The organism is Streptomyces albus subsp. albus, assembly GCF_000719865.1.
In the GTDB taxonomy this organism is placed as follows: domain Bacteria; phylum Actinomycetota; class Actinomycetes; order Streptomycetales; family Streptomycetaceae; genus Streptomyces; species Streptomyces albus_E.
Map to the genome: position 1 here is coordinate 157,473 of NZ_JOID01000002.1, position 13,641 is coordinate 171,113.

Annotated in this window: 11 protein-coding genes and 1 pseudogene; 7 read left to right on the forward strand and 5 right to left on the reverse strand. The window is 74.3% G+C overall.

Annotation, left to right across the window (positions count from 1 at the left end; genetic code table 11):
• Positions 1-113 precede the first annotated feature (113 nt).
• Together iolD and IF83_RS31580 are read left to right on the forward strand one after the other, a co-directional pair.
• Entirely contained in the window at positions 114-2,066 is a 1,953-nt protein-coding gene (gene iolD, locus IF83_RS0102955) for a 3D-(3,5/4)-trihydroxycyclohexane-1,2-dione acylhydrolase (decyclizing) (protein ID WP_051722397.1), read from the forward strand.
• Between the two features lie 516 nt (positions 2,067-2,582).
• A complete protein-coding gene (locus IF83_RS31580; RefSeq protein ID WP_244176790.1) occupies positions 2,583-2,915 on the forward strand; it encodes a helix-turn-helix domain-containing protein in 333 nt (110 codons plus the stop codon).
• On the opposite strand, the gene IF83_RS31005 is transcribed toward IF83_RS31580, so the two are convergent.
• Positions 2,877-3,794: a hypothetical protein gene (locus IF83_RS31005; RefSeq protein WP_051722398.1), complete on the reverse strand. Its 918-nt coding sequence runs from the start codon at positions 3,792-3,794 to the stop codon at positions 2,877-2,879. The two genes, IF83_RS31580 and IF83_RS31005, sit on opposite strands and share 39 nt — an antisense overlap.
• A gap of 441 nt (positions 3,795-4,235) precedes the next feature.
• Here IF83_RS31005 and IF83_RS0102970 point away from each other — a divergent pair, with 441 nt between their 5' ends.
• The 4 genes and pseudogenes from IF83_RS0102970 to IF83_RS0102985 all read left to right on the forward strand — a co-directional run.
• Positions 4,236-7,145, forward strand: coding sequence for an alpha/beta fold hydrolase (locus tag IF83_RS0102970; protein ID WP_078843108.1), 2,910 nt, complete (start codon positions 4,236-4,238; stop codon positions 7,143-7,145).
• Between the two features lie 335 nt (positions 7,146-7,480).
• Positions 7,481-8,455, forward strand: coding sequence for an ABC transporter permease (locus IF83_RS0102975; protein ID WP_030542428.1), 975 nt, complete (start codon positions 7,481-7,483; stop codon positions 8,453-8,455).
• Between the two features lie 322 nt (positions 8,456-8,777).
• Positions 8,778-10,010 (forward strand): SUKH-4 family immunity protein, encoded by a 1,233-nt coding sequence (locus IF83_RS0102980; protein ID WP_051722399.1) that lies wholly within the window; start codon positions 8,778-8,780, stop codon positions 10,008-10,010.
• A 160-nt stretch (positions 10,011-10,170) separates the two neighbouring features.
• Positions 10,171-10,401 (forward strand): annotated as a pseudogene (locus IF83_RS0102985) (SDR family oxidoreductase); the annotation flags it as partial.
• 121 nt (positions 10,402-10,522) lie between these two features.
• Here the strand turns inward: IF83_RS0102985 and IF83_RS0102990 are convergent.
• From IF83_RS0102990 to IF83_RS0103000, 3 genes are all read right to left on the reverse strand, one after another.
• Positions 10,523-11,107, reverse strand: coding sequence for a hypothetical protein (locus tag IF83_RS0102990; RefSeq protein WP_030542431.1), 585 nt, complete (start codon positions 11,105-11,107; stop codon positions 10,523-10,525).
• Between the two features lie 109 nt (positions 11,108-11,216).
• On the reverse strand, positions 11,217-11,810 hold the full coding sequence (locus IF83_RS0102995) for a hypothetical protein (RefSeq protein WP_030542432.1): 594 nt from the start codon (positions 11,808-11,810) through the stop codon (positions 11,217-11,219).
• Positions 11,803-12,327: a SigE family RNA polymerase sigma factor gene (locus IF83_RS0103000; protein WP_030542433.1), complete on the reverse strand. Its 525-nt coding sequence runs from the start codon at positions 12,325-12,327 to the stop codon at positions 11,803-11,805. Before IF83_RS0103000 ends, IF83_RS0102995 begins: the two co-directional genes overlap by 8 nt.
• Before the next feature lie 59 nt (positions 12,328-12,386).
• On the opposite strand from IF83_RS0103000, the gene IF83_RS33575 reads away from it, so the two are divergent.
• On the forward strand, positions 12,387-12,527 hold the full coding sequence (locus tag IF83_RS33575; RefSeq protein ID WP_158710984.1) for a hypothetical protein: 141 nt from the start codon (positions 12,387-12,389) through the stop codon (positions 12,525-12,527).
• A gap of 485 nt (positions 12,528-13,012) precedes the next feature.
• Here IF83_RS33575 and IF83_RS0103010 read toward each other — a convergent pair whose 3' ends face one another.
• Positions 13,013-13,525 (reverse strand): DinB family protein, encoded by a 513-nt coding sequence (locus IF83_RS0103010; RefSeq protein ID WP_030542434.1) that lies wholly within the window; start codon positions 13,523-13,525, stop codon positions 13,013-13,015.
• Positions 13,526-13,641: the final 116 nt, after the last annotated feature.

The window sequence follows — 13,641 nt, forward strand, 5'->3', positions numbered from 1 at the left end:
CGGCCCCGCCACGGGAACGGCCGCGGGCCTCGGCTCCGCGCGCCCCGGGATCCCGGGCGCCCCCGCTGCCCGGACCTCGTATCCGCCCCCTCGTCGTCCCGAGGAGACCACTCATGAACACCGGCCCCGGCAGGGACAGGACCAGCGGCGGGGGCAGCACCCGCCGCCTCACCGTGGCGCAGGCCCTGATCGCCTTCCTCGCACGCCAGTTCACCGAACGCGACGGCGAGCGGCACCGCCTCATCCGCGCCTGCTGGGGCATCTTCGGCCACGGCAACGTCGCCGGTCTCGGCCAGGCGCTGCTGGAGACCGGCGCCGACCGCATGCCGTACCTCCAGGGCCGCAACGAGCAGGCCATGGTGCACGCCGCCGTGGCCCACGCCCGCCAGACCGCCCGGCTCTCCGCGCAGGCCGTCACCACCTCCATCGGCCCCGGCGCCACCAACCTCGTCACCGGCGCCGCCCTCGCCACCGTCAACCGGCTGCCCGTCCTGCTGCTCCCCGGCGACACCTTCGCCACCCGCCCCGCCGACCCGGTGCTCCAGCAGCTCGAAGTGGTGTCCGCCGGCGATGTGTCCGTCAACGACTGTCTGCGGCCGGTGTCCCGGTACTTCGACCGGGTGACGCGCCCGGAGGCGCTGATCCCCGCCGCGCTCCACGCCATGCGCGTGCTCGCCGACCCGGCGGAGACCGGCGCCGTCACCCTCGCCCTTCCGCAGGACGTGCAGGCGGAGGCGTACGACTGGCCGGAGGAGTTCTTCGCCGAGCGGGTGTGGCGCGTCCGCCGCCCCGCGCCCGACGCCGACGCCCTCGCCGAGGCGGCCGCCGTCCTGCGCGCCGCCCGCCGCCCGCTGATCGTCGCGGGCGGCGGCGTCCACCACAGCGAGGCCGAACAGGCGCTCGCCGCGTTCGCCGGTGCCACCGGCATCCCCGTCGCCTCCACCCAGGCCGGCAAGGGCTCGCTCCGCCACGACCACCCGGCCGACGTCGGCGGCATCGGGCACACCGGCACGGCCACCGCCGACGACCTCGGCCGGACGGCGGACGCGGTGCTGGGCGTGGGCACCCGCTGGAGCGACTTCACCACGGCCTCCGGCACCCTCTTCGCCGCACCCGGCGTCCGCTTCGTCAACCTCAACATCACCGCGTTCGACGGCCACAAGATGAGCGGCCTCCCCCTGGCCGCCGACGCCCGGGCGGGGCTCGACGCGCTGGCGGCCGCCCTCGCCGGCCATCGCGTCGAGCGCGCGTACGAGGAGGAGTACGGCCGCGCCAAGGCCCGCTGGGAGGAGCGCGTCGACCGCGCCCTCGCGGGGCGCGGCGATCCCGCCGCCCGCCCCACGCAGGCCCAGGTCATCGGCGCCCTCGACGCGCTGGCCGGGGACGAGGACATCGTCATCAACGCGGCCGGGTCCCTCCCCGGCGATCTGCACAAGCTGTGGCGGGCCCGCTCCCCGCGCCAATACCACGTCGAGTACGGCTACTCCTGCATGGGATACGAGATCCCGGCCGCCATCGGCGTGGCTCTGGCGGCGCCCGGCCGGCCCGTCTGGGCGCTGGTCGGCGACGGCACGTATCTGATGATGCCGACGGAGATCGTCACCGCCGTCCAGGAGGGGATCCCGGTCAAGCTGGTGCTGCTCCAGAACCACGGCTACGCCTCCATCGGCGGGCTCTCCGAGGCCACCGGCGCCGAACGCTTCGGCACCGCCTACCGCTTCCGGGCCGCCGACGGGAGCTACACGGGCGACCCGCTGCCCGTCGACCTCGCCGCCAACGCCGCCAGCCTCGGCATGGAGGTGCTGCGCGCGGGCACGGCGGGGGAGCTGCGGAAGGCGCTCGCGGCGGCGCGGGCGTGCGACCGGCCGGTCTGCGTCCATGTGGAGCTCGCGGCGGAGGCGGAGGCGGAGGCGGAGGTGCACGGCGGAACGGGGGCGGAGGCCGGGGTGCCCGGCGCGCAGGCCTGGTGGGACGTACCGGTGGCCGGGACCGCCACCCGCCCCGCCGCCCGCAGGGCCCGGCAGGAGTACGAGCGCCACGCGGCGGAGCGCCGGCGGTACCTGTGACACGGCCGCGCCGGCCACGTCCGTGCCGGGGCCTCCGCCGGCGGACCGACGCGGTGGCCGCCCCGCCGGCGCGGACCCGGGCTGCTCGCGCAAGGCCTGAGACACCGGACCGCGCACGGCCCCCGGGAAGCGTCCGGCGCCCGCCACGGTCGGCCCCGGCGACGCCCGCCGCCCGGGACGCATGCCCTCCCGTGCCGCGCCCCGCCCCCGCCTCCCGTGCCGAGGCAGCGGACAGGGCCCGGAGCCGCACGGATGCCGTACCGGCGCCTACGGATGGCGGGCCCGCGCCAGGGTGAATGCCCGGCCCCGCGCGGTGGATCGCCCGCTCAAGATCTCCCCAGCTCAGAGGCGGTGCGGCGGCCCGGTGCGCGGGGACGCCGCACCGGGCGGGCCGCGTGTCGGAACGCCTCGTGGCGCCGTTCAGCCGGAGCTAAAGGTGGCATGCTGGCGGCGGAGACCTCGCCGTCCCAAGCCCAAGGACCATGCCGATCTGGGGGGTTGACACCCATGCCATTCATGGCGCGTGGCGAGAACGCGACCGACGCGGCCGCCGCGAGGCTGGCGCGGCAGGCGGCGACCGCTCTGGCCGGCGAGCTGGCCGCCCGCGGACTCTCCCGTGCGGACCTGGCGCGGCTCATGGGCGTCAGCCCGGGCAGGGTCAGCCAGATCCTCTCCGGCGACGCCAACCTCACCGTCCGCTCCCTGGCCGGCGCCGCCGCCGCGATGGGCGCCTGTGCGGAGATCCGGTTCACCGATCCGCCGCGTCCGCAGAGCGCCCCGCGGTCGGAGGAGACCGGGGGAGGCGGCGCGTCAAGCCTGCGCGGTGGCGTCGTCCGGTCGCGGTTCTGACGCTCCCGCTCCCGGCGCCGTGCGCCTGCCCCGGCCGTCGAGAACCCGGCCGACCCGCCCGAACCACCGCAGGTGGGGTCGGCGCTGGGACGGCAGCGGAGCGTCCCGGCGGCCGCCGCCCGGCGCGGCGCCGTCCAGCAGGTCCAGCAGCCGCCGCCGGTCGGAGCGCCGGCCGAGGAGATAGGCCACCCGCAGCAGCAGCTTGCAGCCGTGCAGTGCCTCGCCCCAGGCGCGCAGGCTCTCCACCCGCTCCTCCCCGGCGCGGTCGCGGCGGGTTCCGGGAAGGTCGTCGCGGCCGGGCGGCCGGAGGCCCCCGCCGGTTCGGGTTCGGGAGTCGGTCTCGATGGCCTGCTGGAGTGCCGCTTCCGCCTCGGCGAACCGCTCGTCCGTCATCTTGCGGGCCGCCTTGTCCGGATGACGGGCCAGCAGGTGCAGCCGCACCGCGTGGACGAAGATCTGCAGTTGGTAGAGGTCCCGGATGCCGCTCACCATGGCGTCGCACCAGTCGGCGCAGTCCGTCTCCATCCGGGTTTCCAGCCGCTCCAGGAGATGCGTGGTGCCGAGGGTGAGGAAGGTCAGGAACGGCTTGGTGGTGTCCTGCTGCACGGCGGTCCGGCCGCGGCGCAGCACTCCGGCGCCGGTGGCCACTCCGACGGCGGCGGCCGGTACCTCCGCGAGCAGCGGGAGCAGGGCGATCACCAGCAGGGCGATCGCGGCCATGGCCCCGACCACGGCGGCCGACAGCAGACCGGACCGCCAGGTCCCGAGGAGCCGCCCCTTGCCGTGGTACTGCCGCACCAGGCAGATCCAGGCCACCAGCCCGCTCAGCCCGGCGGGCAGGGCCCACTCCGGGAGGAACGATGACGGAAACCAGCTCATGTGCGGCCCCACGGCTCTGCGGAGGACAACGGAACCGGCACCCCGGGGCCGCTCGGCCGGGGATCTCCTCGGCCCGGCACCGGGCGGTCGTCGGCCGGGCCTTCCGAAGGGTGTCCCGGCCGCCGGGCTACCGCGGTGTGCCCGGGGGCGGTCTCGTCAGCCCACCGGAACCGGATGACAGTATCGTTTCGCTAAATTCCTCCCATCATGCACCTTTGGGTCGCTTTCGGCCGTCCAGCGACTGCGTGGCGCGGCCGCCGGAGAGACGAAGAGCGCCCTTTCCGCCCGAACGGACGTTCCCGTCCGGGTGGAGCGTGGACCGCGTGTACCGCGACCGCTGTACGCCGCCTCCCGGATGTACGCCGCTGAGAGGGGATGGGAGGGGACGCGGGTCATACCGGGGGCAGGTGTGAAGCGGACAGCGCTGCGTAGGCTCAGGGCATGGATTCTCGACAGTCCCGGACCCCCGGGCCGTTCAGGCTGCCCCGGCCCCTCCGGCCGCTCCGGTCACCCCGAGGCCGGGGGCGGCTGGCCGCCGGAGCGGTGGCGGTGGCCCTCGTCGCGGGCGCGGGCACCTGGGCCGCCGTCGCCGGCGAACCGGCCGCCGTGCAGCGCACGGACCGGTATCTGGCGATGCCGGCCCCCGGCAGCGGCGCGGACGGCGACGGCGAGGGGGCCGCGGCCCGCCGCAGCGTGCGGATCGACACCTCCTTCTACACCTCCGGCCCCGCCTCCGAGCGGCGTCCCGCGGTGCTGCTCGCACACGGCTTCGGCGGCAGCAAGAAGGACCTGCACCAGCAGGCCGAGGGCCTTGCGCGGGAGGGTTACGCCGTCCTCACCTGGTCGGCGCGCGGCTTCGGGAAGTCCACCGGCCGGATCGGGCTCAACGACAAGGAGAACGAGGTCGCCGACGTGCGGCGGCTCGTGGACTGGCTGGCGCAGCGTCCCGAGGTGAAGCTCGACGCCGACGGCGACCCGCGCGTCGGCATCGCCGGAGCCTCGTACGGCGGCGCGATCTCGCTGCTGACGGCGGGCCACGACCGGCGCGTCGACGCCATCGCCGCCCAGAACACCTACTGGGACCTCTCCGAGGCGCTCTTCCCGGACGGCGTCTTCAAGAAGCTCTGGTCCGGCATCTTCTTCACCACCGGCTCCACCCCCTTCCCCACCGACATGGGCCCGTCCCCCGAGGACGCGCCGGACGGCGGCGGAGCCGGCCAGGGCGCGGGCGGAACGGGGGACACGGGCGCGACCGGCGGCGGGGGCGGCGGCGGGGGCCGGGCCCCCGAGGCGCCGTTCCAGCCGGAGCCGCTCACCGCGGACCGCTCCTGCGGGCGCTTCGAGACGGCGCTGTGCGAGATGTACGAACGGGTCGCCGTCGCCGGGAAGCCGGACGCGGAGGCCGAGAAGCTGCTGCGGGAGCGCAGCCCCGTCGCCGTCGGCGACCGCATCAAGGCCCCGACCCTCGTCCTCGGCGGGCAGGCCGACTCCCTCTTCCCGCTGAGCCACGCCGACGCCATGGCCCGCCAGATCAAGAAGAACGGCGCGCCCGTCTCCGTCGACTGGCTCGCGGGCGGCCACGACGGCGGCGACCAGGAGACCGAACGGGTCCGGCAGCGCGTCACGGCCTGGTTCGACCGGCACCTCAAGGGCGACGAGGAGGCGGACACCGGGGCCGCCTTCCGGGTCAGCCGCACCGGAGGCTTCGACTCCACCAACGGCCGGGTCCAGCTGAGCGGCGCCACCGGCGACCACTACCCCGGCCTCGACGGCGACAGGACCCGCACGGTCCGCCTCGCCGGACGCGAACAGACCGCGGCCAACCCGGCGGGCGGCACCCCCGCCGCCGTCTCCTCCGTGCCCGGCCTCTCCGGCGCGGCGGCCCAGCTGACGGCCTTCGGTGCCGGCGTGGCCCTGGACTTCCCCGGCCAGGCGGCGGCGTTCGACTCGGAACCGCTCACCTCCGCCGTCCGCGTCACCGGCGCCCCGACGGCCCGCGTGCGCGTCGCCTCCGACACGGACGACGCGGTGCTCTTCGCCAAGGTGTACGACGTGGGGCCCGGCGGCAGCCAGCTCCTGCCCTCCCAGCTCGTCGCGCCCATCCGGGTCGAGGGAGCGGGGGAGGACGGCGGCCGCACCGTCGAGCTGCGCCTCCCCGTCATCGACCACAAATTCGAGGCCGGGCACCGGATACGGCTCGTCCTCTCCGCCACCGACATGGGCTACGCCTCACCGCTGAAGCCCGCCGACTACCGCGTCTCCCTCGCGGACACCGGCCTGACCGTGCCCACCGCCCCCGGCTTGAAGAACGAGAACAGCGACCTGCCCGCCTGGGTCTGGGGCCTGCCGCTCGCGGGCGCCGCCCTCGGCGCCGTCCTGCTGCTCACCGGCCGCCGCCGCGTCACCACCCCCGCGCCCGCCCCGGCGCTCGCCGAGGTGCCGCTGCACATCACCGGCCTCGGCAAGCGCTACGCCAAATCGGCCGACCGGTACGCCGTCCAGGACCTCTCCTTCCGCGTCGAACGCGGCCAGGTCCTCGGCCTCCTCGGCCCGAACGGCGCCGGCAAGACCACCACGCTCCGGATGCTCATGGGGCTCATCACCCCCGACGCGGGCGAGATCCGCGTCTTCGGGCACGCGATCCGGCCCGGTGCGCCCGTGCTCTCCCGGGTCGGCGCGTTCGTCGAGGGCCCCGGCTTCCTGCCGCACCTCTCCGGCCGCGCCAACCTGGAGCTGTACTGGCAGGCCACCGGCCGCCCCGCCGACGAGGCGCACCTGGACGAGGCGCTGGAGATCGCCGGGCTCGGCGACGCCCTGGAGCGTGCCGTCCGGACGTACTCCCAGGGCATGCGGCAGCGGCTCGCCATCGCCCAGGCCATGCTCGGCCTGCCGGACCTGCTGATCCTCGACGAACCGACCAACGGCCTCGACCCGCCACAGATCCGGGAGATGCGGAACGTGATGGTCCGCTACGCGGAGGGCGGCCGGACCGTGATCGTCTCCAGCCATCTGCTGGCCGAGGTCGAACAGACCTGCACGCATCTGGTCGTCATGGACCGGGGCCGGCTCGTCAGCGCCGGACCGGTCGCGGAGATCACCGGCTCGGGCGACACCCTGCTGGTGGGCGTCGCGGGCGGACCGGTGTCCGACGAGAGCGTGGACGCGGTGGCGGCCCTCAAGGGCGTGGACTCCGTGGTCCGCGCCGAGGAGGGGCTGCTGGTCCGGCTCGACGGCATGACCGCCTCCCAGCTCCTGCCCGAACTCGTACGCCTCGGCATCCCCGTCGACCGGGTCGGCCCGCACCGCCGCCTGGAGGACGCCTTCCTGACCCTGATCGGAGGTGCCGCATGACCGGCCCGACGGAACGACCCGCCGGCGGAATCCCGGACCCCGCGGCGGCGAACGGCACCGGTGACGGCGGCAGGCCGCCGGCTGGAGCGGCGAACGGCGATGGCGCCGGGGACGCCGGCAAGCCGCCGACCGGAGCAGTGAACGGCGGCGGCACGCCGCAGCCCGCCGCGCCGGAGAACGCCGGGCCCGGCCGCGCGGCGGTGAACGGCGACGGCACGCCGCCACACCCCGGAACGGCGAACGGCGCGACGCGCGCCGGGACGCCCAACTCCGGGGGGACGAACTCCGGGAAGGCGAGCACCGGGGCGCCGAAGGCCGGTACGGCCAACGGTGCGATGGCGGCGAAGGGGACCAAGGCCGCGGCCACGGCCACCGGGGCGGCCGCCACCGCCACGGCGGAACGGCAGCCCGCCGCAACCCGCACCGCGGGAACCGGCGCCGCCCCGACCGGGGCCGCCGCCCCCGAGACGGCCCCCGGCTACCGCCCCCGCCACACCCTGCCCCTGCGGGTCGAGGCGGTACGGCAGCTGCGCCGCCGCCGGACGCTCGTCGTCTACGGCATCCTCGCCGCCCTGCCGTTCATCCTCATCGCGGCCTTCGCCATCGGCGGCGACCCGGACGAGCGCGGCGGCAACGGCCGCATCTCCCTGATCGACACGGCCACCGCCTCCGGCCTCAACTTCGCCATGGCGTGCGTCTTCGTCTCGGCGGGCTTCCTGCTGGTGGTGCCGGTGGCGCTGTTCTGCGGGGACACGGTCGCGTCCGAGGCGAGCTGGTCGTCGCTGCGCTATCTGCTGGCGTCACCGGTGCCGCGCTCGCGCCTGCTGCTGAGCAAGCTCACCGTGGCCCTGCTGTTCAGCGCGGCCGCGATGATCCTGCTGCCGCTGGTCGGCCTGCTGGCGGGCACGGCGGCGTACGGCTGGGGCGGCCTGGAGCTGCCGACCGGGGGCTCGCTCGACCCGGGCACGGCGCTGGTCCGCCTGGGGATCGTCGTCGCGTTCGTCTTCGTCAGCCAACTGGTCACGGCCGGCCTGGCGTTCTGGCTCTCCACCGTCACGGACGCGCCGCTGGGCGCGGTGGGCGGCGCGGTCGGCCTAACCATCGTCGGCAACGTCCTCGACGCGGTGACGGCCCTCGGCGACTGGCGCCAGTTCCTGCCCGCGCACTGGCAGTTCGCCTGGGCCGACGCCCTCCAGCCCCAACTGGAGTGGGGCGGCATGGCCCGCGGCGCCGCCGTCTCCACGGCCTACGCCCTGGTTCTCTTCGCCCTGGCCTTCCGCCACTTCCGCGCCAAGGACGTGGTGTCCTGACGGGACCGGCGGGCCCGGCGGCCGGGCGGGCCGGGGAGGCTCTGGAGCCCGTGGGAGGAACAGGGGAACGCGGGCCGTCCGCGAGCCCTCCCCGGCTGCGCTCGACCCATGACGGAGCGCGTGCGGCAACGTCAGACCGACGGCGGCCCCGGCTACTTGGACGTCCCGCGCCATGCGGCAGGGCGGTACCGGCTGAACGCTGAACGGTCCCCCGGCGGCATCCGCAGCGCTGCTCCGAGCAAGAATGCGGTCGCCATACCGTGTCTCCGCCCGGGCGATCGCCAGTCGGGCGGTGGCCTGAGCCCGGTGGAGGGTAACGATCATGTCCCTGACGACAGCGCATGACCGGCTCGTCGAGGTGTTCGGCGCCGACGGCGTGGTCCGGGCGCCTGATGCCCCGGTCCCCCATGAGGAGTCCCGGCGCTGGCTAGCCGAAGTCGGCGTGCCGCGGCAAGCGGGTTCCATGCGGCTCGACCCGGACCCGCCGGGTGGCCTGCGCACTGTCGCGTCACACTTCGCTCCCGGTGCCGAACTGCCGCCGGACGTCGCCGAGATGCTGGTGATCGGGGGAGTGGCGGACCCCGAGGAGCGGGACGCGGTGGCTTACGACCCGGACACGGCGCAGCGCAAGGTGCTGCTCGACCCGGTGAGCGGACGAGTGCACCTCGTGTGCTTCTTCGTCGAGGAGAACTCGGCCGGCTTGCTGGAGCTGCTGGCACCGGGCCTGTCGGTGCTGGTCGGTCTGTCCTCCGATGTCGAGGAGTTGCGCACCGAACGCGGCGAGTTCGCCCGCTTCGCCGGCCGTCACGGGCCGGAGGTGGTCGCCGAACTCACCCGGCTCATGCTGGACCGGATTCGGAGCCGCGATCCGGAACTGCTGCGATGCGTCCGCGACGTCTCCCGGCTCTGGCATATCGAGGCACGGATACGGCCGCTCGCCAAGATCGCCGGGCCTGGCGAGGGTTTGCTGCTCGACCTGCCGGACGGCTTCCTGGCCGGGGCTTTCGGTACGGATGACGTGGTGTGCTTCCCGGACGAGGATGTTCCGGCGGTGCTCACTCACGAGCCGACCAGGCGCTTCCTCCGTGAACAGGGGCTGCCGCAGGACGCCGGGTGGTTCATGGCCCAGGACGAGGAGCGTCCCCTGAGGTCGCTGTGGGATCACTGGTTCGCGGATGACGACGCGGATCCGGATGAGGCACCGGAGAACGTCCACGAGCTGGTGGTGCTCGGAGACCTGATCGATGACATCGATCTGGTGGTCGAGGGGCCGACCGGCCGCATCCTGGGCTGGTACGGGCCGGAGGCGATGCTGCGGGTGGTCAACACCGATGTGTCCGGACTCGCCTTCACCATCTGGCTGTGGCGCCAGGAGCAAGCACTCGACCGGGACGAGCGTCTCACCGATTCCTACGAGGAGCTGGCCACGACGATGACCGAGGTCCTTGCCCGCGTCGACCCGGCGGCGTGCGAACCCACAGGCGCCGACGACGACTTCAGGTACTGGCCGGAAGTCTTCGCCGACGAGGGCGGAGGCGGACTCAGCGCGGACTGAGGCCATCCGCGTGATCCGGGATCGCGCCCTCGCCGTTCTCGCGCCGTCTCGCCGGAGCCGACGCGGGGCCACGGCGGCATCGCCACCGGGATCCTGCCCGCGGACGCCTGGGAGCCGGCCGGGTGGGTGAGATGGCGTGGTGGGGGGTGCGGGTTGGTGTCCCCGGGGCATCACCGCCAACTCGGTGGCGCCCGGCATCATCGACACGGACCTCAACGCGGCCTGGCTGCGCGGCGATCCGCAGGCCCGGGCCCACGCGGGGTCCCTGGCGGCGCTGGGCCGGGTCGGTGAGCCGGACGACGTGGCCGGCGTCGTGGCCTTCCTCGCCTCCGACGACGCACGCCGGGTGACCGGCCGCGTGATCGACGCGACGGGTGGTGCCGGGCTGTGAGCCCTTCCCCTCGGGCGGAAGCGCCGCGGGGGTGTGTTCCCGCCCGAGGGGGGCTCGTCACCCGCGCTTGACCTGCCCCGCGGGCCCGCACCCCCCCCCGTGGAGTGCGGGCCCGCGCTCCTCACGGCCTGTAGACGGACTGCAGCTTGGCCACCCGGCCCTCTCCGTCGAAGCTGAGGTCGTACCCGACGCCCGCGGCGACCCCGGGATCCAGTCGCTTCAGCAGGGTGACGAACTCGGCCTGGGAGAACGGCAGGGGCTCGGCCTTGCTGACGCCCGCCGCGTCGGCGTCCCGGACCGGGGCCGTCAGCAGAACCCGGGCGTCCTTCGCCATGGTCACCGTGGTGAAGGCCCCGGTGCCGGGGGTGATCTCCCAGGTGTCGAACTGGGTGTTGACCTTCTTCCGGGCGGGCCGCACCGACAGACGGGTCAGTCCGTCCTCGGTCCAGCCCTTCTCGATCGTCACGAACTGTTTGGTTCCCGCCCACGGGGTCTTGCCGGCCGGCGTCCGCGTGTCCTTCGGCGCGTCGCCGCTGTTCGACGGGGTGGCCGTCCGGTCACCGCCGGGCTGGGCGGTGGCCGCCGGCGCGGCCGCGGTGGGACCCGCGGGTTCCTTGGCGTTCTCGCCGCATCCGGTCAGGAGAAGGGCGCCGGAGGCGACAAGGGTGAGCAGGCACTTGGTGGCCCTGCGGCGTGAGGCAGACATGGTCAACGTTCTCCCGGAACCGGTGTGGTTGGTTGCATGGTCTCTACGCCCTGCACCGACCTCCGGGTTGCATCCCGGCCGGCTTTTCTTCGGGGGCCTCTGCCGAAGCTCACCCGGCGGTCAGCCAGTACGCCTCCCGCAGCGACTGGATCCGGCCCTCGCCGTCGTAGTCGAGGGCGAACACCCACCGCGGCCCGCCCCGCAGCCGGTCCACCAGCTCCTCCAGCCGCATGTCCCCGGGCTTCCCCCCGGCAGCTTGCTCCACCTCGACCGGGGTCCGCGGCGGCAGGGTCACCTCGTGCACCACCCCGGTGGGTACGGCCTTCCCCCGCTCGGCGCGGAGTTGCCGCACGGTGACCCGGATCCCGTCCGCCCGCACCGTCGCGTCGTACACGTAGCCGACCTCGCTCGCGTATTCCTCACCCGCGGCCGGCGTCGGGGGCACGAAGGGGGCGGCGCTGTGCGACGGCGTGGGCTTCGCGGCGCTCGGCCCGGGCCCGGTACCGGGCAGGACCAGCGACACACCTCCGACGGTGACGGCGGCGGTCAGCAGCACGCCGCCCGACATCTGTGCCACCCGCTTACGGCGCCGGCGCCGGTCACCGCGCACCCGGATCTCCTCCGCGGCCATCGGCACGGCGAACCGCCGGCCCTCCGCGGCGAGGCGGGCGAGGTGATCGTCCAAGCCGGTCTCGTCAACCATGCCCATGCTCCACCTCCGGTACCCGGCCCGCCCGCGGATCCAGCTCGGTGCCGGCCAGTATCCGCGCCAGCGCGGCCCGGCCCCGGCTCAGCTGTGCCTTCACCGTACCGACGGGGCAGTTGGTCTCGGCGGCCACCTGCTTCACCTCCAGGTCGCACAGGTGGTGGAGCACGATGACCCGTCGCTGCGCCGCGGGGATCTGCCGCAGCGCCTGCACCAGCAGCACATGGTCGGTGTCCGGCGGCGGTACGTTCGGGGGCGGGCCCTGGCGCCGCGCGAAGGAGAGCGCGGTGCGCACGCGCCGCCACCGGCTGACGGCCAGCCGCCAGGCCACGGTACGCACCCATGCCTCGGGCGCACCGTCCCGGTCCAGCTCCGCCCGGTGCTCCCAGGCCCGGACGAAGGCTTCCTGAACGACGTCCTGCGCCTCGGTACGGTCGCCGGTCATGGCGTACAGCTGACCGATGAGCCGCCCCACGCTCCCGGCATAAAAGGCGTCGAACGCTTGCTCGTCCATCCCCGCCCGCGATTCCCGGTGGCCGTACGTTTGTCCGGTCAAGCGCACGATGCCACCCGGTGGACTCGGGGCGCAAGGAAGCCCGTCACACCACGGGGACCTGCGACGACGGCAGCGGAGGCGTGATCACCGGCAGGCGCGGGTCCGACGCGGACGACTGCATCGCCCTCTGGCCCGGCCTGCTGGACTGCCCGCGGTGAGGCCGTCCCGCGCAGCTTCGTCCAGCAGCGGCCCTTCATGATCTGCAGTTCGCGATCGTCCACCCACGAGGACCAGTGGGGAGCGGAGAGTTCGCCGCCTCGCTCGCCCCGTGCTTCTTCCGCCTCGCTCAACGCTCCCTCGGTCTCCTTGGGCTGCCCGGCCTTGGCATGGGCCCACGCCCGGCGTTCGTGGAGCAGTGCCCGCACGCTCGACGGGGCGTCCCGCCCCGTTGCCTCGCAGGAAGCGGCAGCCGTGGCGACACCGGAAGCGCCGGAACTCACCTGCTGATGGGCGAGAAACGCCGGCGAGTTGCCCGACGAGTGCCCGGTTCCCGGCTTCCGTGGCCGCCCGGTGGGAGCTGGTCACGAACGCCGCGCGGCACGCCCGGATTCCGTCCGGCCGAGAGGTCGATCCGGTACGCACTGGTCGGTGCCGGCCTGCGCGACGACTGCGGCACCGGGCCGGACAGATAGGCCGGCTCCGGTCAGTAGTAGCCCTTACCGCCGTCCAGCAGTTCGCGGATGATGTCCATGTGGCCTGCGTGGCGGGCGGTTTCCTCGGTCATGTGGAGGAGCATCCAGCGCAGACTGGCCCGGGCCGAGGTGAAGTCGGGGTGGCGGCCGGTCTCGTCGAGGGAGTGGGCGGCGATGATTTCGTCCGAGTCCCTGCACTGCCGGTCGTAGTCGGCGAGGAGCTGGGCCAGGGGTATGCCCTCGGCCATCATGTCGGCGTCCTCCGGGTCCTCGGAGAACTGCGGCCCGTCGGCGGGGCGTCCGAGGAAGAGCACCTCGAACCAGGTCTGCTCGGTCCAGCGCAGATGGGAGACGATCCCCGCCATCGTCATCAGCGGGGAGGCCGGCAGAAGTGAGCGGTGGGCGTCGTCGTCCGACAGCCCCTCGCACTTCATGTGGATGATCGCGCGCTGCATCTCGAACCAGCCGAGAAGCTGGGTCCGTTCGTCCGCCGAGAAGGGAGGTCGCTCACGAGGAGGAGTCATGAGCGGCGACGGTACCCGGCGGCGGGTCGCCGCCGCATGAGGTTTTCCGCAAGCTTGCTCGAATGGTCTCCAGAAAAGTCAACCTACATCAGCGATAAATGCCGAATACGAGAATG

What these genes read in the sequence shown, in the direction of transcription:
- IF83_RS31580 (WP_244176790.1), top strand. Translation starts at nt 2,583, where the DNA reads ATGGCGCGTGGCGAGAACGCGACCGACGCGGCCGCCGCGAGGCTGGCG.
- IF83_RS0103000 (WP_030542433.1), bottom strand. Translation starts at nt 12,327, where the DNA reads ATGGACGAGCAAGCGTTCGACGCCTTTTATGCCGGGAGCGTGGGGCGG.
- IF83_RS0102990 (WP_030542431.1), bottom strand. Translation starts at nt 11,107, where the DNA reads ATGTCTGCCTCACGCCGCAGGGCCACCAAGTGCCTGCTCACCCTTGTC.
- IF83_RS31005 (WP_051722398.1), bottom strand. Translation starts at nt 3,794, where the DNA reads ATGAGCTGGTTTCCGTCATCGTTCCTCCCGGAGTGGGCCCTGCCCGCC.
- IF83_RS0102980 (WP_051722399.1), top strand. Translation starts at nt 8,778, where the DNA reads ATGTCCCTGACGACAGCGCATGACCGGCTCGTCGAGGTGTTCGGCGCC.
- iolD (WP_051722397.1), top strand. Translation starts at nt 114, where the DNA reads ATGAACACCGGCCCCGGCAGGGACAGGACCAGCGGCGGGGGCAGCACC.
- IF83_RS0102995 (WP_030542432.1), bottom strand. Translation starts at nt 11,810, where the DNA reads ATGGTTGACGAGACCGGCTTGGACGATCACCTCGCCCGCCTCGCCGCG.
- IF83_RS0103010 (WP_030542434.1), bottom strand. Translation starts at nt 13,525, where the DNA reads ATGACTCCTCCTCGTGAGCGACCTCCCTTCTCGGCGGACGAACGGACC.
- IF83_RS0102970 (WP_078843108.1), top strand. Translation starts at nt 4,236, where the DNA reads ATGGATTCTCGACAGTCCCGGACCCCCGGGCCGTTCAGGCTGCCCCGG.
- IF83_RS0102975 (WP_030542428.1), top strand. Translation starts at nt 7,481, where the DNA reads ATGGCGGCGAAGGGGACCAAGGCCGCGGCCACGGCCACCGGGGCGGCC.